This window comes from Vandammella animalimorsus (assembly GCF_002285285.1).
Taxonomy (GTDB): Bacteria; Pseudomonadota; Gammaproteobacteria; order Burkholderiales; family Burkholderiaceae_C; genus Lampropedia; species Lampropedia animalimorsus.
Window position 1 is genome coordinate 1 of the sequence record NZ_NSJF01000010.1, and the last position, 23,266, is coordinate 23,266.

Annotated in this window: 36 protein-coding genes; 8 read left to right on the top strand and 28 right to left on the bottom strand. The window is 66.2% G+C overall.

Translation table 11 applies throughout. The features are described 5' to 3' along the window. Positions 1–3,687 (bottom strand): tape measure protein (locus CK620_RS13365; protein ID WP_095550727.1); only part of this gene is annotated, 3,687 nt, incomplete at its 3' end. A gap of 41 nt (positions 3,688–3,728) precedes the next feature. Here CK620_RS13365 and CK620_RS14150 point away from each other — a divergent pair. Both CK620_RS14150 and CK620_RS13375 read left to right on the top strand, forming a co-directional pair. Next, positions 3,729–3,905: a hypothetical protein gene (locus tag CK620_RS14150; RefSeq protein WP_179290664.1), complete on the top strand. Its 177-nt coding sequence runs from the start codon at positions 3,729–3,731 to the stop codon at positions 3,903–3,905. Positions 3,906–3,933: 28 nt separating this feature from the next. Continuing rightward, positions 3,934–4,194: a hypothetical protein gene (locus CK620_RS13375; protein ID WP_143326107.1), complete on the top strand. Its 261-nt coding sequence runs from the start codon at positions 3,934–3,936 to the stop codon at positions 4,192–4,194. 86 nt (positions 4,195–4,280) lie between these two features. Here CK620_RS13375 and CK620_RS13380 read toward each other — a convergent pair whose 3' ends face one another. From CK620_RS13380 to CK620_RS13510, 27 genes are all read right to left on the bottom strand, one after another. Then, positions 4,281–5,072 (bottom strand): phage tail tube protein, encoded by a 792-nt coding sequence (locus CK620_RS13380; RefSeq protein ID WP_095550730.1) that lies wholly within the window; start codon positions 5,070–5,072, stop codon positions 4,281–4,283. Between the two features lie 3 nt (positions 5,073–5,075). Continuing rightward, complete coding sequence (locus CK620_RS13385) at positions 5,076–5,264, bottom strand: DUF7210 family protein (RefSeq protein ID WP_095550731.1); 189 nt, start codon at positions 5,262–5,264, stop codon at positions 5,076–5,078. A 13-nt stretch (positions 5,265–5,277) separates the two neighbouring features. Beyond that, positions 5,278–5,721 carry a hypothetical protein gene (locus CK620_RS13390; protein WP_143326108.1) on the bottom strand — a complete coding sequence of 148 codons (444 nt, stop codon included), beginning with the start codon at positions 5,719–5,721 and terminating at the stop codon, positions 5,278–5,280. A 14-nt stretch (positions 5,722–5,735) separates the two neighbouring features. Continuing rightward, positions 5,736–6,242 carry a hypothetical protein gene (locus CK620_RS13395; RefSeq protein WP_095550733.1) on the bottom strand — a complete coding sequence of 169 codons (507 nt, stop codon included), beginning with the start codon at positions 6,240–6,242 and terminating at the stop codon, positions 5,736–5,738. A 45-nt stretch (positions 6,243–6,287) separates the two neighbouring features. Further along, positions 6,288–6,515, bottom strand: a complete 228-nt coding sequence (locus tag CK620_RS13400; RefSeq protein ID WP_095550734.1) for a hypothetical protein — start codon at positions 6,513–6,515, stop codon at positions 6,288–6,290. Further along, the gene (locus CK620_RS13405; protein ID WP_143326109.1) at positions 6,503–6,970 is read right to left on the bottom strand and encodes a phage tail terminator protein; all 468 of its coding nucleotides are present in this window, start codon (positions 6,968–6,970) and stop codon (positions 6,503–6,505) included. Before CK620_RS13405 ends, CK620_RS13400 begins: the two co-directional genes overlap by 13 nt. After that, positions 6,967–7,293: a hypothetical protein gene (locus CK620_RS13410; RefSeq protein ID WP_095550736.1), complete on the bottom strand. Its 327-nt coding sequence runs from the start codon at positions 7,291–7,293 to the stop codon at positions 6,967–6,969. The genes CK620_RS13405 and CK620_RS13410 overlap by 4 nt, the downstream gene beginning before the upstream one ends. Before the next feature lie 12 nt (positions 7,294–7,305). Continuing rightward, positions 7,306–7,809 (bottom strand): phage protein Gp36 family protein, encoded by a 504-nt coding sequence (locus CK620_RS13415; protein WP_095550737.1) that lies wholly within the window; start codon positions 7,807–7,809, stop codon positions 7,306–7,308. Continuing rightward, positions 7,809–8,147 (bottom strand): capsid cement protein, encoded by a 339-nt coding sequence (locus tag CK620_RS13420; protein WP_095550738.1) that lies wholly within the window; start codon positions 8,145–8,147, stop codon positions 7,809–7,811. Before CK620_RS13420 ends, CK620_RS13415 begins: the two co-directional genes overlap by 1 nt. A gap of 3 nt (positions 8,148–8,150) precedes the next feature. Then, positions 8,151–8,426, bottom strand: a complete 276-nt coding sequence (locus CK620_RS13425) for a hypothetical protein (protein ID WP_095550739.1) — start codon at positions 8,424–8,426, stop codon at positions 8,151–8,153. 11 nt (positions 8,427–8,437) lie between these two features. Then, a complete protein-coding gene (locus CK620_RS13430) occupies positions 8,438–9,361 on the bottom strand; it encodes a hypothetical protein (RefSeq protein WP_095550740.1) in 924 nt (307 codons plus the stop codon). Between the two features lie 36 nt (positions 9,362–9,397). Then, positions 9,398–10,432: a peptidase gene (locus CK620_RS13435; RefSeq protein ID WP_143326110.1), complete on the bottom strand. Its 1,035-nt coding sequence runs from the start codon at positions 10,430–10,432 to the stop codon at positions 9,398–9,400. 91 nt (positions 10,433–10,523) lie between these two features. After that, the gene (locus CK620_RS13440; RefSeq protein ID WP_095550742.1) at positions 10,524–11,006 is read right to left on the bottom strand and encodes a phage virion morphogenesis protein; all 483 of its coding nucleotides are present in this window, start codon (positions 11,004–11,006) and stop codon (positions 10,524–10,526) included. 288 nt (positions 11,007–11,294) lie between these two features. Continuing rightward, entirely contained in the window at positions 11,295–12,632 is a 1,338-nt protein-coding gene (locus CK620_RS13445) for a phage head morphogenesis protein (protein WP_238946146.1), read from the bottom strand. Beyond that, positions 12,629–14,320 (bottom strand): DUF935 domain-containing protein, encoded by a 1,692-nt coding sequence (locus tag CK620_RS13450; protein WP_095550743.1) that lies wholly within the window; start codon positions 14,318–14,320, stop codon positions 12,629–12,631. Before CK620_RS13450 ends, CK620_RS13445 begins: the two co-directional genes overlap by 4 nt. Continuing rightward, positions 14,317–14,499, bottom strand: coding sequence for a hypothetical protein (locus tag CK620_RS13455; RefSeq protein ID WP_095550744.1), 183 nt, complete (start codon positions 14,497–14,499; stop codon positions 14,317–14,319). Before CK620_RS13455 ends, CK620_RS13450 begins: the two co-directional genes overlap by 4 nt. Before the next feature lie 10 nt (positions 14,500–14,509). Further along, a complete protein-coding gene (locus CK620_RS13460) occupies positions 14,510–15,919 on the bottom strand; it encodes a phage terminase large subunit family protein (RefSeq protein WP_095550745.1) in 1,410 nt (469 codons plus the stop codon). Positions 15,920–15,927: 8 nt separating this feature from the next. Continuing rightward, the gene (locus CK620_RS13465; protein WP_095550746.1) at positions 15,928–16,515 is read right to left on the bottom strand and encodes a phage protein Gp27 family protein; all 588 of its coding nucleotides are present in this window, start codon (positions 16,513–16,515) and stop codon (positions 15,928–15,930) included. Between the two features lie 9 nt (positions 16,516–16,524). Beyond that, positions 16,525–16,845: a hypothetical protein gene (locus CK620_RS13470; RefSeq protein WP_095550747.1), complete on the bottom strand. Its 321-nt coding sequence runs from the start codon at positions 16,843–16,845 to the stop codon at positions 16,525–16,527. Further along, positions 16,823–17,221: a hypothetical protein gene (locus CK620_RS13475; RefSeq protein WP_143326111.1), complete on the bottom strand. Its 399-nt coding sequence runs from the start codon at positions 17,219–17,221 to the stop codon at positions 16,823–16,825. The genes CK620_RS13470 and CK620_RS13475 overlap by 23 nt, the downstream gene beginning before the upstream one ends. Beyond that, on the bottom strand, positions 17,218–17,439 hold the full coding sequence (locus CK620_RS13480; RefSeq protein ID WP_275250719.1) for a TraR/DksA family transcriptional regulator: 222 nt from the start codon (positions 17,437–17,439) through the stop codon (positions 17,218–17,220). Before CK620_RS13480 ends, CK620_RS13475 begins: the two co-directional genes overlap by 4 nt. Positions 17,440–17,535: 96 nt before the next feature. Next, entirely contained in the window at positions 17,536–17,976 is a 441-nt protein-coding gene (locus CK620_RS13485) for a hypothetical protein (protein WP_143326112.1), read from the bottom strand. Positions 17,977–18,052: 76 nt separating this feature from the next. Continuing rightward, positions 18,053–18,751 carry a transglycosylase SLT domain-containing protein gene (locus CK620_RS13490; protein WP_095550775.1) on the bottom strand — a complete coding sequence of 233 codons (699 nt, stop codon included), beginning with the start codon at positions 18,749–18,751 and terminating at the stop codon, positions 18,053–18,055. A 22-nt stretch (positions 18,752–18,773) separates the two neighbouring features. Next, positions 18,774–19,181: a putative holin gene (locus tag CK620_RS13495; RefSeq protein ID WP_095550750.1), complete on the bottom strand. Its 408-nt coding sequence runs from the start codon at positions 19,179–19,181 to the stop codon at positions 18,774–18,776. A 117-nt stretch (positions 19,182–19,298) separates the two neighbouring features. Next, entirely contained in the window at positions 19,299–19,814 is a 516-nt protein-coding gene (locus CK620_RS13500) for a hypothetical protein (RefSeq protein WP_143326113.1), read from the bottom strand. Positions 19,815–19,924: 110 nt separating this feature from the next. Continuing rightward, positions 19,925–20,731, bottom strand: coding sequence for a TIR domain-containing protein (locus CK620_RS13505; RefSeq protein ID WP_179290665.1), 807 nt, complete (start codon positions 20,729–20,731; stop codon positions 19,925–19,927). Between the two features lie 10 nt (positions 20,732–20,741). Beyond that, complete coding sequence (locus CK620_RS13510) at positions 20,742–21,161, bottom strand: helix-turn-helix domain-containing protein (protein ID WP_179290666.1); 420 nt, start codon at positions 21,159–21,161, stop codon at positions 20,742–20,744. Positions 21,162–21,243: 82 nt separating this feature from the next. Here CK620_RS13510 and CK620_RS13515 point away from each other — a divergent pair, with 82 nt between their 5' ends. The 6 genes from CK620_RS13515 to CK620_RS13540 are packed head-to-tail and all read left to right on the top strand — an operon-like array spanning position 21,244 to position 23,266. Further along, on the top strand, positions 21,244–21,459 hold the full coding sequence (locus CK620_RS13515) for a hypothetical protein (protein ID WP_095550754.1): 216 nt from the start codon (positions 21,244–21,246) through the stop codon (positions 21,457–21,459). Beyond that, entirely contained in the window at positions 21,456–21,752 is a 297-nt protein-coding gene (locus CK620_RS13520; protein WP_095550755.1) for a DNA-binding protein, read from the top strand. Before CK620_RS13515 ends, CK620_RS13520 begins: the two co-directional genes overlap by 4 nt. After that, positions 21,749–22,156, top strand: coding sequence for a hypothetical protein (locus tag CK620_RS14155; RefSeq protein ID WP_095550756.1), 408 nt, complete (start codon positions 21,749–21,751; stop codon positions 22,154–22,156). The genes CK620_RS13520 and CK620_RS14155 overlap by 4 nt, the downstream gene beginning before the upstream one ends. Next, positions 22,153–22,683: a hypothetical protein gene (locus CK620_RS13530; protein WP_095550757.1), complete on the top strand. Its 531-nt coding sequence runs from the start codon at positions 22,153–22,155 to the stop codon at positions 22,681–22,683. Before CK620_RS14155 ends, CK620_RS13530 begins: the two co-directional genes overlap by 4 nt. Further along, on the top strand, positions 22,674–22,940 hold the full coding sequence (locus CK620_RS13535) for a hypothetical protein (RefSeq protein WP_238946147.1): 267 nt from the start codon (positions 22,674–22,676) through the stop codon (positions 22,938–22,940). Before CK620_RS13530 ends, CK620_RS13535 begins: the two co-directional genes overlap by 10 nt. Further along, positions 22,937–23,266, top strand: a complete 330-nt coding sequence (locus CK620_RS13540; RefSeq protein WP_143326115.1) for an IclR family transcriptional regulator — start codon at positions 22,937–22,939, stop codon at positions 23,264–23,266. The genes CK620_RS13535 and CK620_RS13540 overlap by 4 nt, the downstream gene beginning before the upstream one ends.

Consider the following 23,266-nt stretch of genomic DNA (forward strand, 5'->3'; position numbering starts at 1 on the left):
GGGCTGGGGCGCGGGCGCTGGCGCGGGCGGCGGCAGGCCGCCTGCGCCGCCACCGCTGGCCTGGCCGCCGCGCTGGGCCTTGCGCTGGCGCTCTTCCTCGGCGTGGATTTTTTTGAGCCAATCGAGCTGCTCCTTGAGCGCATTGATTTGCAGGGCCAGCTTTTGCGCCTCGGTCTCGTCGCCGGCGATTTGCGCGCGCTGCAAATCGATTTCCATCAGCGCAATCTTCAAATCGATTTCCTGTCGGGCGAGCTGCATCTTGAGCTGCGCGGCCGCCGCCTGGTCGCCCGTCAGCTCCAGGTAGCGCAGGCGCAGCGCCTCCAGCCCGCGCACGGCGTCGTTATTGGCCAGGTCGATCTGGCGCTGCTGCTCGGCCAGGGCCTCCATTTGCGCCACCAGCGCGGCGTGCTCGGCGCGCATCTCGGCAATGGCCCGCCCGGCCTGCCAGACCACGCGCGCGATTTGCTCAGAGTAATCGCTGGCCGCGGCCTGGGCATCGACCCAGCTGCCTTCAAGCATATTGAGCGCGGCATTGTGCTGGCGCGCCTGCTCTGCCAGATCGCGGCTGGCATCCCAGCCCTGGCGCGCCATCTCGGCCATTTGCTCGGCCGATTGCTCTGCCGCCTCACCCACGCCCTCGGTGGCCTCCTTGGCCTCCTCCATCGACTTGACGATGGCCTTGCCGGCCTTGTCGGTCTCAATCGCAAAGCCGTGCTGCTTGGCTTCTGCCTTGAGCGCGGCGGCAGCCACGCCATCGTTGGCCTCGATGGCGGCCTCAGCCATTTTTTTCCACGCCTCGTTGATCTCGCGCGGCGTGGCCTGGCCGGAATTTTTGACGGCCTCGAAGGCCTCGCGGGCCGACTGCGCCAGGCGATCCAGCTCCTTTTGCGGGGTCACGCCTAACTGCTTCAGGGCCTCTTCCAGGCTTTGGATGCCGGGCAACTGCTCCTCGATGGCCGCGCGCTGCTTGTCCAGCGCGGCTTGCACGCGGGCAATGCCTTCGGCGCCGATCTTGCCCGCCGCGCCCATGTCCTGCAGCTTGGCCTGCAATGCGTCCAGGGCCTGCAGGCTGTCGGCCTTGGCAATGGCCTGGCCAAAGGCCAACTCCAGCGCCTGGCCGAGCTGATCGGCGCTGGCGCCGGCCAGGCGCATGGATTCGGCCATGCGCTCCATGTCCTGCATGGCGTCCTGCACGGCCTGGCCCACGCTGCCCATGGCCTGCGAGGCGCTCAGGCCCAGGCGCCTGAAGCTCTCGGCCAGCACGGCTTCGTTGAATTGTGCGAACTGATCGGCGCCGATGCGCAGCTCGGCATAGGCGCGCTTGACGCCTTCGAGCGCCTGGGTCAGCTGCGCGCCGCTCATCTTGGCAAAGGCCGCCTGCCAGGCCGCGGCGGTCTGCTCGGCCGTGGTGCGGCCTGCGGCCTCCAGGGCGTACAGCGCGCGGATGTAGCCGTCTATCTGCGTGGTGTCGGCCCAGTCCACGGCCTGGCCGATCTCGCCCAGCGCCTGGGCCGCATCCTTGCCGGCCTGGGTCAGCTTGTCGAACTGCCCCACGATATCGACGGCGGCCTGGGCCGTCAGCTCGGCGGTGGTTTTTTGCGCGGCCTGGGCCAGCCGCTCTTGCGCCTGGGCGGCCGAGAGCCATTCGCCGCTGGCCTCGTCGGCCACAATCAAACCAGAGGCCAGCGCCGCTTCAAACTCCTCTGCGCTTTGCACCAGCACGCCGGTGGATTCGGAGATTTCGCGCAGCCTTTGCGCCAGTTGCTCCTGCAGCCTGGCGTTTTGTTGCTCCGCCTGGGCCTGCCGCTCACGCTGGCGGCGCAGCTCTGCATAGGCCGAGGCGATGCGCAGCACCTGCTCGGCAATGGCCACGTAGGCAATGCCGCGCGCAATGTTGGCAAAGCGCTGCTTGGCATCGGCTGCGGCGCTGATGGCGGCGCTGGCGCCCCGGCCCGAGGCGGCCACGGCATCAAGCGCGCGCACCGAGGACAGCGCCGCCGCGGCAAAGTCGCGCGCGCTTTGCACGGCCTTGATGGCAAACACGGCCGCCACCACGGCGCCGGCGCGCAGGGCCCAGGCCGCCACCGTCTCCAGGTTGCCCGCCAGCGCCTCGATGGCGCCGGCCAGCAGGCGCGATGCGCCGGTGCCCTCGTTGATGCGGTCGACGAACAGCGACCAGGCCGTGCCCAGGTTTTCGATGGCGCGGCCTACGGTCTGCGGCAGCTGGCCGAACTCTTGCTGCAGCGTCTGGGCCTGCGATTGCAGCGCGCCGGTGACGGCCTCGGCTGTGAGCTGGCCGGCCTCGGCCATCTTGCGCAGCTCGCCGGTGGTCACGCCCAAGCCATCGGCCAGGGCGCGCGCCAGGCGCGGGGCCTGCTCCATCACGGAATTGAACTCATCGCCGCGCAGCACGCCCGCCTGCAGGCCCTGAATGAGCTGACGCACGGCCGCCTCGCTGGCCGATGCCGATGCGCCCGAGACCTGCACCGCCTGATTGATGGTCTGCACCAGGGCCAGGCTTTGCTCGGCGGCCTGCGCCGCGGACAGGCCCGCGTCCTGGCCGGCCTTGGTCAGGCTGGCAAACAAATCGCCCGTGGCCTGCAGGCTGCTGCTGGTGCTTTGGGCCGTCTCGGCCACGCGCTGCCACATCTGCTCAAACAGCGCCCCATCGCCGGTGGCCAGCTGGATGCGCGCGCGCAGGCCCTGCACGGCATCGGCCGTCTCGACCAGGCCCTTGACCGAGTGCGCCAGGCCCATGGCCCCTTGCAGGCCAATGTAGGCATTGCGCAGCTGGGCCAGCTGGCGGCTGATGGACTGCACGCCCTCGCCCACCTTGCGGTGGCTGCGCTGCTGCGCATCGCCCGAAGCCTGGGCGGCGCCGGCGAGCATTTTGTAGTCGGCCGCCAGCGCCGTGGCGCGCTCGCTCACACGGCCCATGTCCCGCTGGATGCGCGCCTGCTGGCTGGCCAGGTCTTTGCCGGAGACGCCCGCGGCGGCCATGGCATCGCGCAGGCGCTGCAAGGTGATGCTGTGCGCATCCAGCGCATCCTGGGCCTGGCGGGCGCTTTTGCGCAGGCCATCGAACTGCCTGCCGGCCTCGGCCTGAGCCTTGTTGGCGACGGTCAAAGCCTGGGCGCTATCGCGCTGGGCCGCGCCCAGCTGCTGCACGCTGGCGGCGGCCTGCCTGTACTCGGTGCGCAGCACGGCCAGCTGCGCGCGCGTGTCGGCCAGGCGCTGGGCCGTTTGCGCCGAGCTGTCGCCCGAGGCCTTGGCGGCCTTGGCCTGGGCCTTGTATTCGGCCGCCAGCGCCTTGATCGCCGCGCGCAGCTCATCCTGGTAGCTGCGCTGCTGTTGCAGCCTCTCGCCGGCCTGCCGCTCGGCCGCGGCGGCCTGGGCGGCGGCCTGCTGTTTTTCGCGCAGGGCCAGGGCCGCGGCCCGGGTGGCCGCCTGGGCCTCTTGCGCAGCCTGGGCGTATGCGCGGCTCTCGCCTTTGAGGCGCACAAATTGCTCGACAGCCTCTTTTTGCTGGGCCAGGGCGCGCAGCTCAGCGGCCAGCACCTGGAACTGGGGCGCGGCCTTGCCTCCTTGCTGGGCCAGGTCGTCGAGCTCGCCGGCCAGCTGCGTGATTTTTTCGCTGCCGCTGGTCTGCGCTTCAATGGTCAGCTTGGTCTTCAACTCCGTTGCCATGTCTTCCTCTCTGGCCCTATCATTTGGGCATGCTCAATCTCATGAAATTCGTTTTCTGCTGCGTAGTGCTGGCCGCCGTGTCTGCGGCCTATGGCCTGGGCCTGCCTTTGTGGCTGCTGCTGGGCGGCGCATTCGCGGCGCTGTGCCTCTACACGGCCTGTCAGTTCGTGGGCGCGCTGCGCCCGCGGCAGGCCCGTTGGCGCGGCGTCAGGGGTTGAGGGCGCAACGCTTAGGATGCTGTTTGCCATGTCTGCATCTCCTGCTCAAAAACAATCTTGGTTGCACTGGCCGCCCACGCGCGGCGAGTGGCTTGAGGCTTTGTTGCTGCTGGGCGTTTTCGTGCTCTCGCCCGTGCTTTTCTATGCGGCCTTCGTGTGGCAAGAAAGCCTCAAGGCCGCCCTGTGGCCTGTTCTGGCCGCCGCGGGCACGGCGCTTTTCCTGCTCTTTGCCGTGGCCATGCTCATGTTTGCCTGGGCGCTGTTGGCGGGCTTGCTCAAGCGGCTCTAGCGCAGCCCGCCCCCGTAAAAAAACCGCGCCCAGCAACTTGCCCGGCGCGGTTTTTTGTTGGCCTGACAAAGGCCCTGTGCTGGCGATCAGAGATCAGGCATCACATCCACGCGCATGAACGGCCCGAAATCCGCATCCGTTTGCAGCTCAGGCACGTACAGCGCCTGGCCGCCCAATGTGAGTTCCGATGGTTCGTCGGAAATCCAGCCGAAGTCCCCGCTCATGGCCAGGCTGATGCGCGGGATGATGACGCGCACTTTTTGACCGTCGCCATTGATGCCGCTGAAGATCAGCCCTTTCTCCACGTTCGCTTTCGAGAACGCGGCGATGTTGACGTAGCCGTCATACGAGTAGTCGACTTTGAGCGGCTCGGTGTGGCTATCGGGGTGGGCGATGAGCTGGTAGCGGCTGTGGGCGGCGTCGCTGATCTTGTAGTGCGTGCCCTCCACATAGGTCTTGGGCGAGCCGGTGCTGTCTTCAATGACCACGCTTTTGGAGCGCGGGTACTTCAAAAAGAAGTAGTCGCCGGGTTTGAGCTCGGCCAGCACTTCGTCGGTGACGGTGCCTGCCTGCTTGACAACGGCCCCGCCATAGAAGGCTTGCGCCAGGGTGCGCGCGTCGAACTGCACCATGGACAGGCTCACTTGCAGGCTCTTGCTGGTTTCCAGCTCCTTGAGCGTCAGGCGCTGGCCCGAGCAGCTTTCCTTGAGCGTGGTGGTCTCTCGGCTGGGCGTGGCGGTGAGCGTGCGGTTGCCGCAGCCCACGGAATAGATGTCCACCAGGAAGCCGTTTTCAGGGCGGCCTTTGACTGGGTCGAAGGTGCCGATCATGACCGGGCCTTGCCCGTTCCAGATGATGCTGGTTGCTGCACTACTCATGGCTTACTCCTTCTTGCCTTTGGGGTTGCCTTCGGGCGCTGCGGTGGCGCTGGCGGCTGGGGCGTTTTGAGCCACGCCCAGGCCAACCAGCCAGCTGGCCTTGTGCGCGGGCAGCGTCAGCTGCGCGCCGGCTGGGTAATCGCGCCCAGCATGACGGTGCGGGCGCAGCAATTGGATGGTGGTGGTTTGCATGTGTGTGCTCCTTTTATTTCCAGCGGCCCCAGGCGATGGCTTGAAGGCTCAAATGGTTCACGGTGTCGCTGGTGACGTTGCGGGCCTTGAACTCCAGCATGGAGACGGCCCATGACTGGCCGTTGATGGTTTGCGTCCGCAAGCCCGCGATCGTGCCCACACAGGTGTTGGTGCAGTTGCATAGGGCGGTGACGGGCTGGGCAGCAATGAATGGCTTGGGGAACACCCACACCGGCGCATTGCCCACGCCGCGCAACTCCCGCGCCTGGCCTGCGGCCAGCGCCGGCTTGGCAAGCAAGGCGATCCAGGGGCTGCGGCACATTTGCGTGCCATCGGCCCAGCGCACCCAAAAGCCGTTGTCGTTTTGACCGCTGTCGACGATCACGCCGCCTTGCAGCTCCTTGATGTCGCCGCCTACAGCCCCAAAGGCGGCGCTGATGCTCTCTTGCATCGTCATGGCCGCTGCTCCGTTCAGGCCTTGGCGGCGTTGTAGTCGGCCACGTAGTCGTGCGTGGGGTCGCCCACGCCGATGTTGGCGCAGGCCTGTTTTTGTTGCTCTTGGCCCAACACCTGGGCCTGGTCGTAGCGCACGCGCTTGGCGATGTCGGCGGCAATGGTTTGCGCAAAGTTGGCGTCGCCCCCCAGGGCCTCGGCCAGCTCCTTGAGGGTGTCCAGCGCCGCGCCCGCGCCGTTGGTGAGATCGTCTTTGACGGCCTGCTTGGCCTCGTCGATGGCGGCGATGAGTTTGTCGGCGCTCCAGGTCTTGTCTTTCACGCCCGTGCCCGCGCTGTCGTCGATCTGCGCACCGGCGCTGGCGCTGAGCTGCTGCATGGCGGTGTGCAGCTCGGTGAGCGCGGCCACGAGGCTGTTTTTGGCGTTGGTGGGCAGTGCCGACAGGTCACCTTGTTTGAGGGTCAGGCCCTTGATGTCTGCGCCAATGGTCTGGGCCAGGTTGATGATCTGTGCTTCCATGGTCATGTTGCGTTGCTCCTATTGGGGGGTGGTTGATGGGGGTTGATGGGATCAGGACTTGGCCAGGATGTAATAGGCCACGGGGTCGCTCAAGGTGTCGGCGACATGCAGGCCGCCGTCGCTGCCTGCCTTGATGCGGTTGGCGGCGTCGGCGCTGATGAGCGGCGCGCCGCCGCTGCCGCTGCCGGGCGGGCCAGGCGGCCCGGCGGGGCCGGGGATGCCGACGATGGTGACGAGATTGGCGCGGGCGCCGTGGTTGATGATGGTCACGATGGACATGTGTCACTCCCGAAGATGACTGGGCAAATCCAGCCCAGCGGTAGGTAAAAGTCGCCGTCGCGGTAGCCTGCTGCGGGGGCCGGGGCCAGGCGCAGCGGGGATGTGCCAATGGGCTGGCCTTGCGCGTCCTTGAGGCGGTGGCGGTACAGCGCGTCCATGACCTGCGCGGCCAGCGGCCCGGCCTGTTGGCGGGCGTGAAAGCCTTGCTCGATGTCGGCCACGTTGCGGGTGTGGACGACGGTGAGCCATTGCTGATCCACGGCGGCCAGCGCGCCGGTGCGGCTGTCGGCCACCTGGTAGCCCAGGTACAGCACGTGCACGGCGGGCGTGGGCTGGTCGCCATCGGCCACGGCGGCCAGGTCAGCGGCGGAGAGCACGTGCACCTGGGGCGGCAGCGTGGCGCGCAGGCGGGCGATGAGCAGCGGCTCGGCGGCCATCCAGTTGTCTGGGGTCATGGCTGCTCCCGGGTGATGGCGGCCTCTACCCGCACGGGCCAGGTGGCGCTGTGCATGACGGCGCCTGCGGCGTCGGCGTAGCGGATGTCGGCGTACAGCCCGCCCAAGGGCCAGGCGGCGGTCTCGGCGGCGCTGGCGCGCAGCTCAAACTGGCCCGCCAAGGCATCGGTGACGACGCCCGCGAACTGCTGCACCAGCGCGCCGCCAGGGGCGCGCAGTTGGCAGTCGATCTGCCAGCCGGTGATGTCCAGCGGCGCGCCGCCTTGCTGGACGGTGCATTGCCAGTGGACGCTGGCGCCGCGCTTGATGTCGATGGTGTTCATGGTCCGCCCCTCTCAATACGTGCGCCAGTCGATGGTCTTGGGCGCGGTGCAGCTGAGCATGCGGCCCGGCGGCTGGGGGGTGTGATGGTCGCTGCCGCCGAGGCTGACGCGGCCATCGGCCAGATCGCGCAGGTATTGGTCGGCCCAGCGGGTGTTGCGCTCCACGTCTTCGCTGATGGATGCGCCCATGAGGCGGCGGTAGGCGATGGTGGCCACGACGCTGGGCAGATCGCTGCCGGCCACCAGGTGCGCGGGCAGGGGCAGCGCGCCCTGGTAGCGCGGCTGGATGTAGGTGTCGGCATGGCGGCTGGCGCGCTCCAATACATCGTGCAGCAGCTCCAGCGCGCGGCGGGCCAGCTCCAGCGCGGCGGGGTCGGCGCCTGCGGCGCTGCCGCCTTCGTAGAGGGTGCGCAGCAGGGCGCCGGGCAGGCGCGCGTCCTGCACGCTGCGCTGGGCCAGATCGTCCCAGCCGCGCGTGGCCACGCGGGCCAGGTCAGCGGGCGTGGCGTATGGCATCAGATGCCCCGGGCGATGCGGATGATTTGGCCCGCATCGCTGGCCGCGTCCATGGCCCAGCCGTTGGATTTGCCGCCAGACAGGGTAACGGCGCGGCCTTCGCCGTCGCACTGCACCTCGGCGCCCAGGGCGATGGCCCCGCCGGCCTCGACGAGGACGACGCCTAGGGCGCCCACACTGGCCTGCGTGCCAGCGCGGAAGGCTGCGTTGTTCACGCCCAGCGCCTTGGCCCCTTCAGCGGCGGGGCGGCCATCGAAGCCGACGAAGCGGTACACGTGCTCCAGATCAACAGCAGCCGTGATGCTCAAAGTGAGGATGGGGTGAAAGGTGGCTTTCATGGCTTACTCCTTGGCGTTGCTCTTGGCCTTGGCTTTGCCCGCAGGCGGGTTGTCCGGGGCGGCAGGCGGGGCTTTGCTGGCGGGTGCGTTGTCCGGGGCGGCGCTCGGGGCTTTGTCCGGGGCGGGCTGGATCACGCCTGCGCGCAGCAGGCGGGCGGCCTCGTCCTCGGTCAGATGCACGGTTTGGCCGCTCTGGTAGGTGGTGTGCTTCGGCCCTGTGCCGTGGCGCAGCGGCAGTTGCACCAAGTAGGCGCGGGCGGGGTGCTTGGTCTCGCTCATGGCCCGGCCCCTCATGCGTTGGTGTTGGTGACGAGAAAGCCCGCGGCCTTGGCCAGCACGAAGGGGGCGTTGATCTCCGTGGCGCGCACGAATTCCACCTTGCCGCCCTCGGCGCTGTATTTGTCCACCTGCGGCCAGCCGCGCTTGAACAGCGTGTAGCCAAAGCTGGGGGTGCGGTAGTTGCGCTCGCCGGCCGTGGCCGTGGCGGTGTAGGTCAACAGCAGGTTGTCGCCCCAGATGTCTTGCACGGCCTCGCCATCGGGCGAGTACACGGCTTTGCCGACATGGATGCTTTGCACCTCGAAGAAACGCTTGAGGTCGTCCAGGGTGAGGATGCGGCCTTTGTTGTCCGAGAGCAGGCCCACCAGCTTGGGGTGGCGGCGCAGCGCGCGGTAGGTTTCGTAGCCCATGGCCAGGGTGTTGGGCTCGCGCACGATCTTGCTGCGCACGGTGGCCTTGGCGTCCATCACCACGCCCAGCGGGTCGCTGTCGGGGTGGGTGAACTGGGTCGAGCCCGACAGCGCCAGGGTGTGGCCCGTGGCGTAGGTGGCCGGGTTTTGCACGATGCGCGCCACGCGCAGCTCGTGGCCCAGGCGCAGCAGCTCCATGGTGTTGGCCGTTTCGATGGCTTCCAGCGCGAACGCGGCTTCCTGTTTCTCGCGGTAGTCCAGGCGCGTGGCCAGGTCGTACTCGGTCAGGGTGTAGGCCATGGTCTGCACGCCCTCGGGGTCGCGCACGTTGCTGGCGGCGCGGATGGCGCGCTCGGTGCGGTGCTCGACGAACTGGGCCTTGCCAAACAGCGGCACCTGGCCGCCCTCCTTGTCCACGGGCACGCGCGGCAGGATGGCATCGGCGATGAATTCGTCGTTGGCGTAGCCGGCGGCCAGGTTGGTCAGCACCGGGTCAACGATGCGCAGCTCTTTCATGCGGGACATGAGTCAATCCTTTTGCAGTAGGTGAAATGGGATGGCTTAACGCGCCACGGCCAGCGCGGCGGTGCGGTAGTCCACGCCTTTGGCCTTGGCATGGGCGCGGATGCGTTTGTCCAGCTCGATGCGCTCGGGATCGGCGCCTTCGGCGTATTCGATGTGCTCCCCCTGCTCGTCACTCTCAGGGGCGCGCTCGCGGCTGGCGGCCTCGCCAAAGGCGACCATGGGCTTGAGGCCATCGAGGAACTGCTGGAACTGCACATACAGCTCGGTGGTGTCCTTGCCCTCGCCGAACATCACAGGCTCGCCCACGGGGTGGATGGCATCGGCAATGGCCACGATGCGCGCCTTGTCGGCCTCGGGCACCTTGCCCTGGCTGATCAGGCGCTCGGCAAAGGCCACGTGCTCAGCCGTTCGCGCGGCCTGGGCGGCGGCGGCTTCGCGGGCGCGGGCGGCATCCAGCTCGCGTTGCAGGGTTTCGTTTTGCGCTTTGAGGGCGGCGGCTTCGGCTTCGGTCACGGCAGGCTCCTTCGGGGGTTGCGGGGTTGGGGGTGCGGCAGAGGCGGGGGAAAAAGCGGGCGAGGGTTCGGCGCTGGCGGTCGTGTCTTGGGCATCGGCTGCCAAAGCGGGGCTTTCGGCAAACTCGATCACGACCGCGTTTTCCAGCGCGTCCCCCTCGCCAAAGGCTGCTCCCTCCAAACCTTTGATGGCGGGCGGCATGGCGCCCAAAAATCCCACGTGGCGCAGGTACCACTGGCCGGGCGTGGGGTTGTGTTTGTCCGTGGGGGCATAAAAGGCGGCGCTGACCTTTTTGTAGGCGCCGCTTTGCACGGCTTCGCCAAAGGCGGCCTGCACCTGGCGGGGGATGGCCACCAGCTTGCCGGCGGCGACTTTGAGCCCCTGCACCCAGCCGTAGGCAGGGTCATCGGTGCGCGGGTGGCCCACCACCAGCGGCGCTTCGTGCAGCTTGGGGTCGTAGCCCGATGCCATGCCTTGCAGGTCGGCATCGGTGAATTGGCGCTCCACTCCGTTGATGTCGGTGTGGCGGCCGGCGCGGAAGATTTCGATGTGTCGCATGCCCGGCATGGTGGCGGGGCAGGCGCGGCAAGTCTTTTGACAGGTGTCAAAACTGATGGCGCAAAAAAGCCGCCCTCGGCGGCGGCTGGTGTTATTTCACGGGGCGGGACAGGTATTCCTGCACGATCTCTACGATGCTTTGCGCATCCTTTTCTCCCAGCCGGCCGGTGTTGGGGTTGGAAGTGAGCAGGCCGCGGCGCTTCATGCGTTTGGTGCCCCATTCATGGTAGGCCGCGTAGAACTGATCGAAGCCGATGCTGACGCTGTTTTTGTCATGGCTGACGGAGATGCCATCGAACATGCTGCCGTAGCGCTCCAGCATCAGGCCGCGGCCGGGGCCGTCGCGCCGGGCGGCCTTGCTGCCGCGCCAGGGGTAGCTGTCTTTGGTGGACTTTTCCCAATCGCCCCATTTGTTGCCGTCCGGGTCCCTGCGGGTTTCGTAGCGTGCGCGCATGTTTTGCTCCAGCGCGTGACCGATGCTGTCCATGACCGGGCTGAGGTCGCTCATGCGCTCGTGCAGTTGTTGCAGATAGGGGCGCAGCGCGCTGTCTTCGAGCTTGATGGTGATGGGCATGGGGTTTCTCCTTTGGGGCGCTTGTGGTAGATTGGGACACGCTTTGGACGGGTAGAGCCCAATTCAGGTAGAAGGGACGCGCGCTATTACAAACGCCCAGCGCAGTTGACCGGAGCAGGCTGCGTATGGACGGGTGCCTCGGTGATGTTGGTTCGAGTCCAACCCCCGCCCAAAGTGCTTCACGCCGCGCATGACGCCGGAAAATAATCCTGCGCGCCGAGCGCAACCCTGCCAATGCACATTGGCACGTTGAATGAGGGGACAGTAGGCCCTCCATGCGCGGCACCTTCAATCCAGATCGCCATCGAGCAGCTCCAGGTCTGCGCGCAGGTACTGGCGTTTGAGGTCTGCAAGCTGCGACCAGTACGCCGTGCGCAAGTTGGCCGATTCTTCCCCTTTGACCGTGAAAGCCGGGGCTACGACTACGCGCTGAGCCTGCGCCCCTTGCGGGGCCAGCACATAAAGAAGGGTCTGGTTTTTCACATCGAACAGCACAGCCTTTGGGCGGCGCAGATTGGCGCTGAGGGCGCGCCAGTCGCCCTCGCTCAGGGCGTCGCCCTTGCCCTCGTGGCGTTTGGCCTTCTTGCCAATGACGCGGCTGTCTTCGACCCGGATAGCGGCGTTGGGCACGTCGATGCCCTTGTTTTTGAGCGCGGCGACATCTTGCGGGCGCACGAATCCCAGCAATGCCATGCGTTTGCGGGCGATGGGGTCGGCCATCAGATCCGTGATCCAGGCGGCCCAGGCCTTGTCCACCAGTTCGGCGCCTTCGGGGCTTTGGTTGATGGCCTGACCAAGGGCCGCGCCCAGCTCGGCCGGGGCGTTGGCGGTTTTTTGCGCCAGTTGCCGCGCCATGCTTTGCCATTGGGCGCTGGCCTCGCCCACGTTGTAGTCAAAGCCCGGCGAGACGCCCGGCACGATCTGGCGCACTTCGCCGGTGCGGCGGTTGATCCATTCCTTGAGCTGCTCTTGGGGCGGCTCGGTGCGCAGGGGCGCGCCGGTGGGGCTGGCGCCTGCATCAACCTCCTCCTGGCGCATGGCGACCACCCGGCAGCGGCAGCGCCAGCCGTTGGGCGGGTAGATCTGCTGCCACAGCGGGTGATCGACCGGCAGCGTCAGGTTGTGCCAGCGCGCATGCTCGGGGCGCACGTGCTTGTCGCCCACCGTCACGTAGCGCAAATAGGGGTAGGCGTGCTTGTTACGCTGGATGCGCTGCCATTGCCCGGCTGCGTGGGCGGCGCGGGTGTTGGTGTCGTAGATCAGCTGCAGGCGGCCCGGATTGAAATGGGTTTGCACGGTCTCGCCCGTGGCCGGGTCCACCACCGCGTTGAGGCCCCACCAGCCCTTGTCGCGCAGGGTCTTTTCGACTTCGCGGATGAAGTCGCGCCGGCTCAAATCGCCCGCAGTGGCGCGCTGCACGGCTTCGTAAACGGCTTGCAGCGTATCCAGGCAGGCCAGGCGGCTGACCGTGAAATTGCGCAGGTGCTCGTCTGCATACACGTCCTGCCAGTTGTAGCTGGCCAGCAGCTTGCTGCGCGCCTGCATGGTCGCAATGGCCTCGTGCGGCCGCTGGCGCCAGAGCTGGGCAAACTCGGCCGCTGTCAGGGCATCGGGGGTATCGCTCATGCTCGCCCCTCATCGGCGGCATCGCCGCGCAGCCCGGCCACGCCTGCGGCGCGGGCGGCAAAGGTCAGCGCGTCCAGCGTGCGCTGCAAGGCGCTGGCATCCATGTCTGCCAGCAGGCCCGGCAACGCGGCCAGAAACTCCTGCGCGCTTTGGCCCTGGGTGCGCGCCCGCTCCAGGGCGTCGAGCAGCGGTTGCAGCATGGGCTGCATGGCGGGCTGCCAATCCTGCGCGGCCTCGTCGATGGCCTCTTGCAATGGGTCAGGCTGGGGGTTTTCTGCAAACGCGGCAGGCTGGGCCGACAAGGCGACGGCAGGAAGCGTTTTATAAAACGCCAGGGCGGGGTTTTGCGCGGCGGCGGGTACATCGGCCCCGGCTGCGGGCAAAAAGCGCCTGTACGGCCCCAAATCCTGCGCGCCGGTTTGCAGCGGCTGCAATGGCGTTTCAGGCTGCTCGGGCAGATCGCCGTCTTCCAGCTCGTAAACGCGCTTGAAGTATTCGGGCGAGAGGCCGCCCATGCGGATGGCGCGGCTGAGGATTTCGTCCCTTTCTGCCTGCGCCTTGCTGACCTCCTCGTCCTGCCACATCACAAAGCGCGGCGCGGGCGCGCCCTCGCCCTCGTGCAGATCGACGATCCAGCGGATGAGCTGGCTGTTGATGACGCCCTCGACCAGGCGCTTGTCGCCGTCGCGGATGTCGGTGGCCACGTCCAGCCCGGCGGTGGCGCTGGCGCGGGTGCTGTCGGCTTCGGTGCTCTGGTTTTGCCCCAGCAAGGCAATGGCGACTTCACTGCGGCAGAACTTGAGCAGCAGCTCGTAGGCGCTGGCATTGCCGCTGCTGCCTGCGGCCTGGATCATCTCCACGCTGGCGTCGTCGGGGATGACGGCCACGGCGTCTTCGATCATCGCCTCAAGTTGCTCCAGCAGGCGGTCGCTCTCGGGCTGCGGGCTGTTGCGCGGCTGCTTGCCCACGGCCCAGGGGCTGCCGTATTTCTCGGCGAATTTGACCCAATACCTCAAGCCTCCCCTTTTGAACGTTACGGGCCAGAAGCACATGGAGAGGTCGGCAAAGCCGTAGGGGTTGGCGTAGCTGGCTTCCTGTCTGGCCAAGAGGAACTTGCGCTCGGGCAGCAGCTCGCCATGCAGCAGGTGTTCGCGGCTCTTGAAGCGCAGGCGCGCTTCAGAGTCAAACAGAAACCACTCAGGCGGCTTGCCCACGATGTGCTGCACCGTCGGGGCCCGGCCTGGGCGTTGCTGCCAGAGGATTTCCAGCGGCTGCCAGCCGTAGAGCGTGGCGTCGAGCATTTGGTCGATCAGAGCGTCCAGGTCGAGCTGCTCCAGCACGGCCTGCGCCACCTTGTGCATGCGGGCGCTGGCGCGTTCGCGCTCCACGCGCCACTCCAGCGCGCGCACGGCCGCTTTGCGGCGGCGGATGCAGCCGCCCGTGTGGGCATCGCTGCGCAGTTCGCGGTACACGGCAATGTCCTTGCCCTGGCGCTTGAGGATGGGGTCGGGGTTGGGCAGCCACATGCCCAGGCCCACGAAATCCGGGCCGCGCTGGCGCGTGGCGATGTGGGCCGAGAGCGGGCGGGCCGTGCCCATGGATGCGCCCATGGATGCACCCAAACGGCGGTGCGCTTCGGCGAATCGGACGAAATCGCCGCCGGGCAGATACAGGCCGGGCGTGCTCATGCGTGGCCCTCCATGGCCTGCTCGGCGCCCACCAGCGCCAGGGCCAGGCGGCCGTGGTCATTGGTGCGCGCCAGCAGCTCGCGCAGGGCCTGGGCGGCCTGCTGCACGCCGCGCTGATCGGCCTCGGGCAGGCTGGCAATCACGCCCCGGATGTAGGTGAGGGTTTCGTGGTCGGTCATCAATCGTCCTTTACCAATAGCCTTGCAACAGGTTGGCCGCATCGCGCTTGCGGCGGCTGGTGATGTGCACGGGGCCTTGAGGTTTGGCTGCTGCGGCCACGGCCAAGGCCAGGGCCCAGAACCGGTCTGCGTGCCCGTCCGCGTTGCGCTCGGCGGTAAAGCGCACGTTGCCCGTGGGCGTCACCACCTTGGTCACGCTGCGCAGATCGGCGCGGATGTGCGCGTCATACGGGATGCGCAGCTTGCGGTCTTCCATGGCGCCGCGCACGGGATACGCCAAGGCTTCCTTGGATTGGCCTGTGAATGTGATCAGCTCCACACGATGGGCGCCGAACTTCTCCTGCGCATCGTCACCCCAGCCAATGCCCAGGCCGGTGTAGTCGATGCACACGCGGTCGACACGCTCCAGCCAAGGCCAAAGCACTTTTTCCTGCTGTGGCTTGCTCATGCCCTGCATGGTCTCTATGTGCCGGGTGTAAAGCACATCGCCCAGGCGCTCCACGACCCACAGCACAGTGAGGTCTTTCTTGCGGCCAATGTCCAGACCGGCATACAAGCGGCCGTGCACAGGCTCATCCAAAGCGCGCTGCCATGGCTCGCCAGCGGCATACTCGGCACTGGCAATGAGGTCGTATTCCAAAAACGCCGCGTTGTCATCGGCCGGGTTGCACATGTACTCCTGCTGGAAGCTCTCCTCATCGGCGCAGCCCGCGCGGATGAAGTCGAAGTACTCCGCCTCGTCCATGGCCTGGCACTCGTCATCGGCGCTCAGGCGCTCTTGCAGCTTGTAAAGGAATCCATCCTCCAGCGCCCGCTGCAGCGTCACCGTGTGCAGGCTGATGTTCTTCGGGTTGCCCCGCTCCTTGACCTCGCGCACCAGCTCATTGAAGAAGTTGCCGCTGCCGCGGTGCGTGGAAATCAGCTCCATGTTGCCGCCCCAGGTAATGCCCGGGTAGGCAATGCTCCAGAGCTTGCGCGGGTCGGGGTGCAGGGCAAATTCGTCCAGTACCCGCCCGCCGCGCTTGCCCGCCTGGGCATCGGGGTTGGAGCTCATGCTATGGATGCGCCGGCCGTTGGCAAACTCCAGCACGTAGGCGCTGATGCGCGCCTTGTCATCAAGCACCACCTCGCCCAGATCGCGCGCGGCCAGTTGCATGATGCCCGCCCACAGCTTGCAGTCTTCGACGAACAGGCGCGCCTGCAAATCGTCGCGGCTGCTCACCCATTGGTCGTGCCGCGCACCCTGCGCCGCCGTGCGCTCCACACAGGCGTAGGCGGTGGACCACGACAGGCCGATCTGGCGGGATTTCTCCATCAATTTGAGCCGCGCGCCGTCCTTGATCCAGGCCGCCTGAAACGGCAAGAAGATGCCCTCTGGATTGGCCGGGATGATGCGGGCCTTACCCTTTGGCTTGCGCATACGGCCCCTCACCCAATGCCCAGCACGCGGCGGATTTCGGTCATCGCCTCGGCCGATACCCCGGGCTTGGCTTCCATGTTTTTGAGTGCGGCTTTTTGCTCTTCCAGCAGCTTCTTGCGCCCGGCCTCCTCGGCCTTGGCTTGAAACTGCTTGAGCGTCACGCTGGAGCGGGTGAGCGTGGCAATGTGCTTGGCCGCCTCGCTGAGCAGGCCGATGCGCTCGGCAGGCTCCAACTGCTGACCATCGGGCCCCGGCTCGTCTGCGGCCTGTAGGGCGAGGATGGCCTCGAACAGCTCGGTTTGCACCAGGCTGGTCAGCGCTTCGCTGCGGGCATCTTCTTTGTCGGCGGCGTGCTTGCGGATCAGCATGGCCGCCTCGGTGCTCGCCTTGATCGCCGCCAGGCGGCGGTCGAGCTTGCTGCCATAGCGGTGCAATGCCGTGCGGCTGGGCAGCTCGCCCGCGCGGGCCTCGGCCGGGAAGCGCTCCTGCAAGTCGGCAATCATCTCGTCGAGCGTCTGCGCGCCCGTGGCCAGCATCGCCTCGATGTAGCTCTTGATCTCGGCGGGCAGGCGGCTGATGGAGCTCTTGCGTCCCATGGCCGCGCCTCACCAGTACTTGGCGGGCCGGGCAATGCCCGGCCCGCAATCGACCGTGTACTCGGCCACATCCACGCCGTGGCGCGTGAGCTTGGCCTGCCAAATGCCATCGGGTCGGCGCTCCAGCGCCACCAGATCGCGGTCGCTCAAGTACTCCAGCTCACGGCGCAAATCCAGCAGCGTGGCATCCGGGTATTGGGTCTGGGCCACGGTCAGCACCAGGGCATCGGTCGCGCCAATCGGGCGGGCATTGTTGAGGGTCAGCACAATCAGCCAGCGCAAACCTTCGCGGCGCGCGCGGGCCAGATCAAGCGGGGTGGCGGTGGTCATGGCTTTTGGCTCCTATCAACATTTGGACATTGGTCAATTGCCCGGCAATGGCATCAAGCCGGGCCTGCGTCACGCTCTCGCTGCGGATGTGGTCGGTGCGCTGCAAATACGTCATGGGCAGCTCCGCCTTGAAGACCAGAAACTCCCGCTCCAGCTTTTGCACCCGCACGGACTCCTCTTTTTGCGAGATTTCGATGCCGTCCAGGCGCTTGTGCAGGCTGGCTTGCATGCCCTGGCCCGCGCGCTCCAGCGCGGCAAACTTGGCGTCCTGGTGCTTTTGGTGCTGGGCCAGCAGCAGCTTGCCCGCACCTGCCGCCGCACCAAAAATCGTGATCAGCAGCCCCACTAACCAAGTGAATTCAATCTCTAAAGTCATCGCTTTTGCTCTCTTTCCAGGGCTGTCTGACAACCCACGCAGCGGCGCACACCCGGCAATGCCTGGCGGCGCGCGGCGGGGATGGGCTCGCCGCAATCCTCACAGTCCAGCACCTGCACCGCACTGCGCTGGCGCGCCGCGCGCACGGCCTGGTGGGCGGGCTGGTCGTGCAACCATTCCTGCCCGCGCTCCTGCGCGCGGTCCATCACATCGCCCATCACTGCACCTGCTCCAGCCAATCAATCAAACGGCGGTGCCGCCAGGCGCACAGGCCGTACTGGTCATACATTTCCTTCAAGGCCAACAGCACGGCATCAGCCTCCGCTATCGGCACTTGCGCCGGGGGCGGGCAGCTTTGCATCAGGGCTGCCGGCGGCGCGGCCTGCGGCAGCATCAGCGGCGCGCTGGCGGGCGGTGACCAGGTGCTGCATGACGCCGTCGTCATAGCGGCAATCAGCGCGCTCGGCAGCGTCCAACTCCAGGGCTTGCTTGAGGGCATGGGTGGTTCTCCGGTTGGTGGTTTCCATGGCGCTGGCCGTGGCCCGGATGGCCTGGCTGGCGGCCTGGCTGGCTTCGATCAACTTGCGGTGCTCGGCCACAGCGGCGCGGTATTGCTCCAGTTGCTGGGCCTGGGCGGCTACGGTGGCGCGGTCGGCGCTGGCCTGGGCGGCGGATTGGCCGCTGGCATAGCCCAGCGCGTACAAGGCGCACAGGCCGGCCAGCGCCAGCAGTGGGCCGATGAGGCGGGGCAGCATGGCGGTCATAGGGCACCCCACAGGCAGCGCCAGAGCACGGCGCACAGCAATGCGATTTGCAGAGGCACGGGCATGGTCATGGCTCCACCGTTTGGCCCCAGCTCGCATAGCGCGGCTGCAGGGCGATCAGGATGCGGGCGGGGTAGCCCAGGTTTTCCGGGCAGTGGCTGGCATGGCGGCGCGCCTGGCCGCAGGCGGCGTCCACCCGCTGGCGGCTGGGCTGCGCCAGGCCGGTGGCGGCGGCCTCGCGCTGCCAATGGCCCAGGCCGCCGTTGTAGGCTCGCAGGGCCACCCACCAACGGTCAAACGCGCTGTAGCGCGCCGGGGTGCGCTCGTACAGCCAGCGGTCGTAGCCCACCAGCGCGCGCAGCGCCCAGGTGGGGTTGTGCGGCTGGCAATCGGCCGGGGCTGTGCCCATCAGGCCGCACCACCAGCGGGCCGTGGCAGGCATGAACTGCGCCAGGCCGCGCGCGCCCACGTGGCTGATGGCATTGGGGCGCCAGGCGCTTTCCTGGTGCACCTGGGCCGCAAACACCGCGATGGGCGCATCCAGCCCCCATTGGCTGTGCGCGGCGCGGACGAGATCGCGCCGGTAGTGCTGGGCGGCGGGGATGGTCTGGGCTTGGGCGGAGGGGGAGAAAAATCCGCCCGCAAGCAAAATGGCCAGCTCAATCACCACAGCCACCGCCGTGGTCCAGAAGTTGTGTGGGCCGCTGCGGGCCTTGCCGTGCAGGTTGGCGGCGGCCAGCAGTGAGGCCAGGAACAAGGCCAGCATGGCCCATTGAGGCCATCCCATATCAGGCCCCCAGCGCCACGGCCAGCACGGTGGCGGCGACGATCAGCGCGCGGCGCAGCATGACGGCGGCCAGGAAGTACAGCCGGCTGTGATCGGACAGGTACAGCAGGCACTCTTCATCGCCCTGCTGGCAGTGCATCGGCTGCTGCGGCTGCGTCAAATCGCTCAGGGCATCCAGCTGGGGGCGCGCATAGGGGAAGATGGCTCGGTCGATCCAGTACCCTGCTACGGCGGCCAAGGCGATCAGGTTGAGCTTGTAGAGCGTGACGGGCAACTGCCCTGGCGCAATCAGAAGCACCAGGGCAGAGAGCACGGCGGCGATGGCCCACCAGCTCGTTAGGCGCGGCAAGCGGCCAAAGGTGTAGGCATCGTTGGATGGGGTGGTTTCGGGCGTACGGGTATCGGGCATTGCAGGCACTCCAAAAAGCAAAAAAAAACGGGCATCCGTTGGGATGCCCGTGATGGTGCTTTTTGGGGTAGCCGTTGTCTTTTGACAGGTGTCAGAAGATGGGTTGCAGCGGCTGAATCAGAAAAAATTTGATCGGATGCGCAGCCACCAACTCGGCGCGGGGGCGTGATCTGGGTGCCCATCCACCACGGCCTGCTCGTATTCGCACACGCGCACCAGCCCCATCAGGTTGGGGGGCTCCTTGCGGTTGATCTCGGCCATTTCGAGCTGCCAGCGTCGCACCATTGCTTCATTCAATTGGCCCAGCGGCGCGCCATCAATGCGGCCAGCCAGCGCGCAGGCGCTTTCGGCAAGCTCCTTGTGCAATTGCCGCCGCTGGCTGTAGCCAAACACTAGGGCCAGCAGGCTCAAGCCCGAGATCACCGCTGCGGCAATGGGCAAATGCTGCTGCACCGTCTCGCCCAGCAAGGACAGGCCCATCATGGCTGATGCGGCCTGGGTGAGCTTCTCTGCGCGGTCAAAAAATGCCTCGCGCTTTCGGTGATAGCGATGCGTGATGTTGGCCAGGTTCAGCACATCCCAGCGCTGCTGCCACAGGGCATCCCATTGGGGGTCGACAGCTTCATTTGTCATGGCGGCATTGTGCAGCAGGCGTGGGCTGCGCGCCAGCGCCACTACTTCTTGGGCCGCAGCGGTACGGGCGGCGCTGTCATCATGTCAGAAGCATGTCTGATGTGCAGCTCTTACCAACCAGAAAAAATATCTCGGCGGCGGCCTGAAGTTCTGATCATTGGCGGGGCATTAAAGCTGATCGTCTTCTCGCCTTCAACAGCAACGCTGTAGTCGAAATCTTCAGCCGCCTCCTTGAGGAGTTTTTTCGCTGCGCCCGATGGCAATTCCAATTGCTGATCCAGCTTATCGAAAAAGACTGTATTGGTTAGCTGGTTGGGTGGCGCAGGCAAAGTGCGCACCCATCCTCTCAGGATGTTGCTGCAATCCTTATCAGAAAGGCCCCTCGGGCTTGCTTCTGGTTGCGGCCTTGAGTCTGCCTGTCTCGCTTCTGACGGTCTTGACCTGGCTACCGGGCCTATCTCTCGAATGGCATCTCGGATTCGCAGTGCAGCCGGGCCAATGCCTGCGCGCGCGTTCTTATCTTGACGATTTGCTTCATATTGCGCAGTAGTAAGGCCCAGTAAGTCACTAGGTAAGCGCACCACGTGATGTCCGTCGATTGGGGTAAGCATGAAGCATCGCTCTATTCCCCCAAGGGCGCCCGCGAACAATCCAAGCTCAAAAATCACATTGTCACGAACGGCGGAATACACCTCCCCGCGCATGATGGAAACATCATCAGGGGAGAAAACGAAAGCGCCAAAGTCGCTGCTCTGTGCTTGCTTGAGCAATGATCTGCTGGATGTCTGTGATAGGCCAAATACGTCTTGCGACCAAATCGTACATTCGACGTCATGCAAAAGCTCCGCTTGGAGCGCGCGCGCTACGTCAAGACTTTCTTTTGACGAAGCGATGAACAGAGCGGGTCTGGAATTCATTGCTTTTTTCTCAATGGGAACACTTTGCGGCATGCGAAGCCGCCAGGTCTTTGGTCATCTGCTCCAAGCGCCGCTCCGCATCCAGCAGGCGCTTTTTCGTTTGGGCAGCAAGTTCAATCTCTTGTTGGTCGGCGTCGGGCAACTGCCGCAACAAAGACAGCACTGCGCCCTCTCTAGGGCTTTCCGCCACAAGCTCACTTTCGGGCGTATGCCTGTGCATATGCCCCTCTCCGATCAGTAGCCAGTCGAGGCTCAAGCCCCGTTGGATGGCTAAATTTATGCATTCTTCGTAAGGAACTCTCCCGCGTGAGCGCCAACTTCCCAGCGTCTGCCGGTTGACTTCCATAGCGCTGGCCAAGGCAGAGTCGGAATCCACATTGAATAAGGCTTGCAGGCGCGCCAGAACATCTGCAACAGAAGACTTATGCATTTCGCAAAAAAACCTCTTGACTTTTACGCAGTTTGCGCGAACAATTACGCGTATTGCGTACATCATAGCTAAAGGGGAACAAGTGGAAAAGGCAAAGATTCGGGCCAGGCTGGTCGAGCGCGGCACCAGCTATCGCCAATGGGCCATTGCCCATAACTACCAGCCGCGCACCGTCACGCAGGCGGTCAGCCGCTGGGCCGGGCGGCATGAGCTGCCGCGCGGGCGCACGACCTACAACATCCTGCGCGATCTCTCCGAGTACATCGGCGAGGAAGTGACCAAGGGAGTGCTGGCATGAAGCCCCGCTACAAGCTGCTCTTGGACGGCTCCCTGTCCGTCATCACGCCCCGAACTCACGCCCAGGCGCGCCAGTGGCTCAGCGAGCAGGGCATCACGGTCACCCAATGGGCGCGCGACCACGGGTTCAGCACCAGCCTGGTTTTTGAGGTGCTCTACGGCCGCAAACGTTGCCTGCGCGGCAAGAGCCACAACATCGCCGTGCTGCTGGGCATGAAGCACGGGCAATTGACGGACAAACCGGCGCGCGTCAGCCCGGCGCAGCGCCAGCAAGAAGAAAGGGCTGCGGCATGAACAAGCATCTGTTGGAACAAATGCTGCGCGAGTGGGATGGGTTGAACACGTCTGAGCTGGCGGTGCGCTATGGCCTGTCAGAAAGGGATCTGCGTAAGGCGATCAGCGAAGCGCGCAGGGGCAGGGTCTTTGCCCCGGAGAAAAAGGCGATGCATGAGCGCATTCGCCGGGCGGCTTTTGAAGCGGCCTGTCTGCTGACTGGCGACATGCCCGAGGCGCTGCGCCTGGCCCAGGTGATGGCCGATGCGCTGGCGGCCATGGCCGAGGCCGGGCAACTGCCCGAGGGCTGGGAGAGCGCCTTGCAGGCCGCATGCCGCAGCAGCGTGCCGCTGCACGGCGGGCGGCGTGCGCTGGAGTTGATGCAGCAATGGGCGGCGTTTGTGCAAGGGAGGGCCGCGGCATGAAGAAATGGCGTCCACCCAAAAACCTGGTTCGCGAAATCCGGGCGCTGCGTGGCTGGGTGCCACGCACCTTTTGGGGCTGCCCAGACCCTGGCATCGCTTTCGGTATCGGCACGCGCGACACCCCCACCGTCGGTGGCCAGCAGGTCGTTGACTACCACTACGAGATCAAGCGGGTGTGGAAATTCCCCGGCTCAACCAGTGCGCCCCCCACGCATCTGGTGCTGACGATCGATATTTACTACGCCAGCGGCGATGCAGAGCGCGCGGGCCATGCCTTTGATGTCGATCAGTGGGAGGCGCGCAAGCAAACCGTCTGGGCCTCGCCCCCAAACCGCACCGCTTATCGCGAGTTGGCGCGCCTGGCCCGCACGCTGCTCTCTGGCCGCGACGCCACCTTGGCCGATGGCTCTTGCATCCGGTCGATGGGGGCCATGCAGACCAAGCGCACGGAGCGAATGGCAACGACTGCTGAGCACCTGGCCCGGCGGCGCAAGAACCACGCAGCAGAGGAGGCAGCATGCGATTGAGCCAAATCCAAGCCATTGCCCGCCGTTACCGGCGCATGGAGGCAATGCCCGAAATCAACGCCGGCGGCGTGGTGCTGATCTACCAGGGCCAGGCCTATGGCTGGCGGGATTGCGTGCGCGACCCGCACAAAGACCGACCCGGTGCGCTGGCGGTCGATCTGGTCGGCCAGGTCTGGCAGGCCCAGGGCGTCGATGACGAGCGCGGCGCGCAGGCCTGGGTGCCGGTGCAGGCTTCGATGCAAGGGGGGAGGCCATGAGCGCACCTACCAAATCGGCCGCCCCTGTGCTGGCGGTGCTGGAGGCGCTGTGTGGTTATGCCGCCAACGGCGCGACGAACAAGGACTTGGCGGCGGCCTGCCGCACGACGCCGGTGGCGATTACACGTGCGACGCAGACGCTGATCGATTACGGCTGGTGCCGCAAGGCCGAGGACACGGGGCGCTTTTACCCGACGACGCAGTTCACGCGGCTGGTGTTTCGCGTGCACGACGACTTTGATCGCGCCATAGAGCGCATGCAAGAGCAGCGCCGCGCAATGACGGGCGTCACGAGCGATGCCGAGACAAGAGCACTTTTTGGTTAG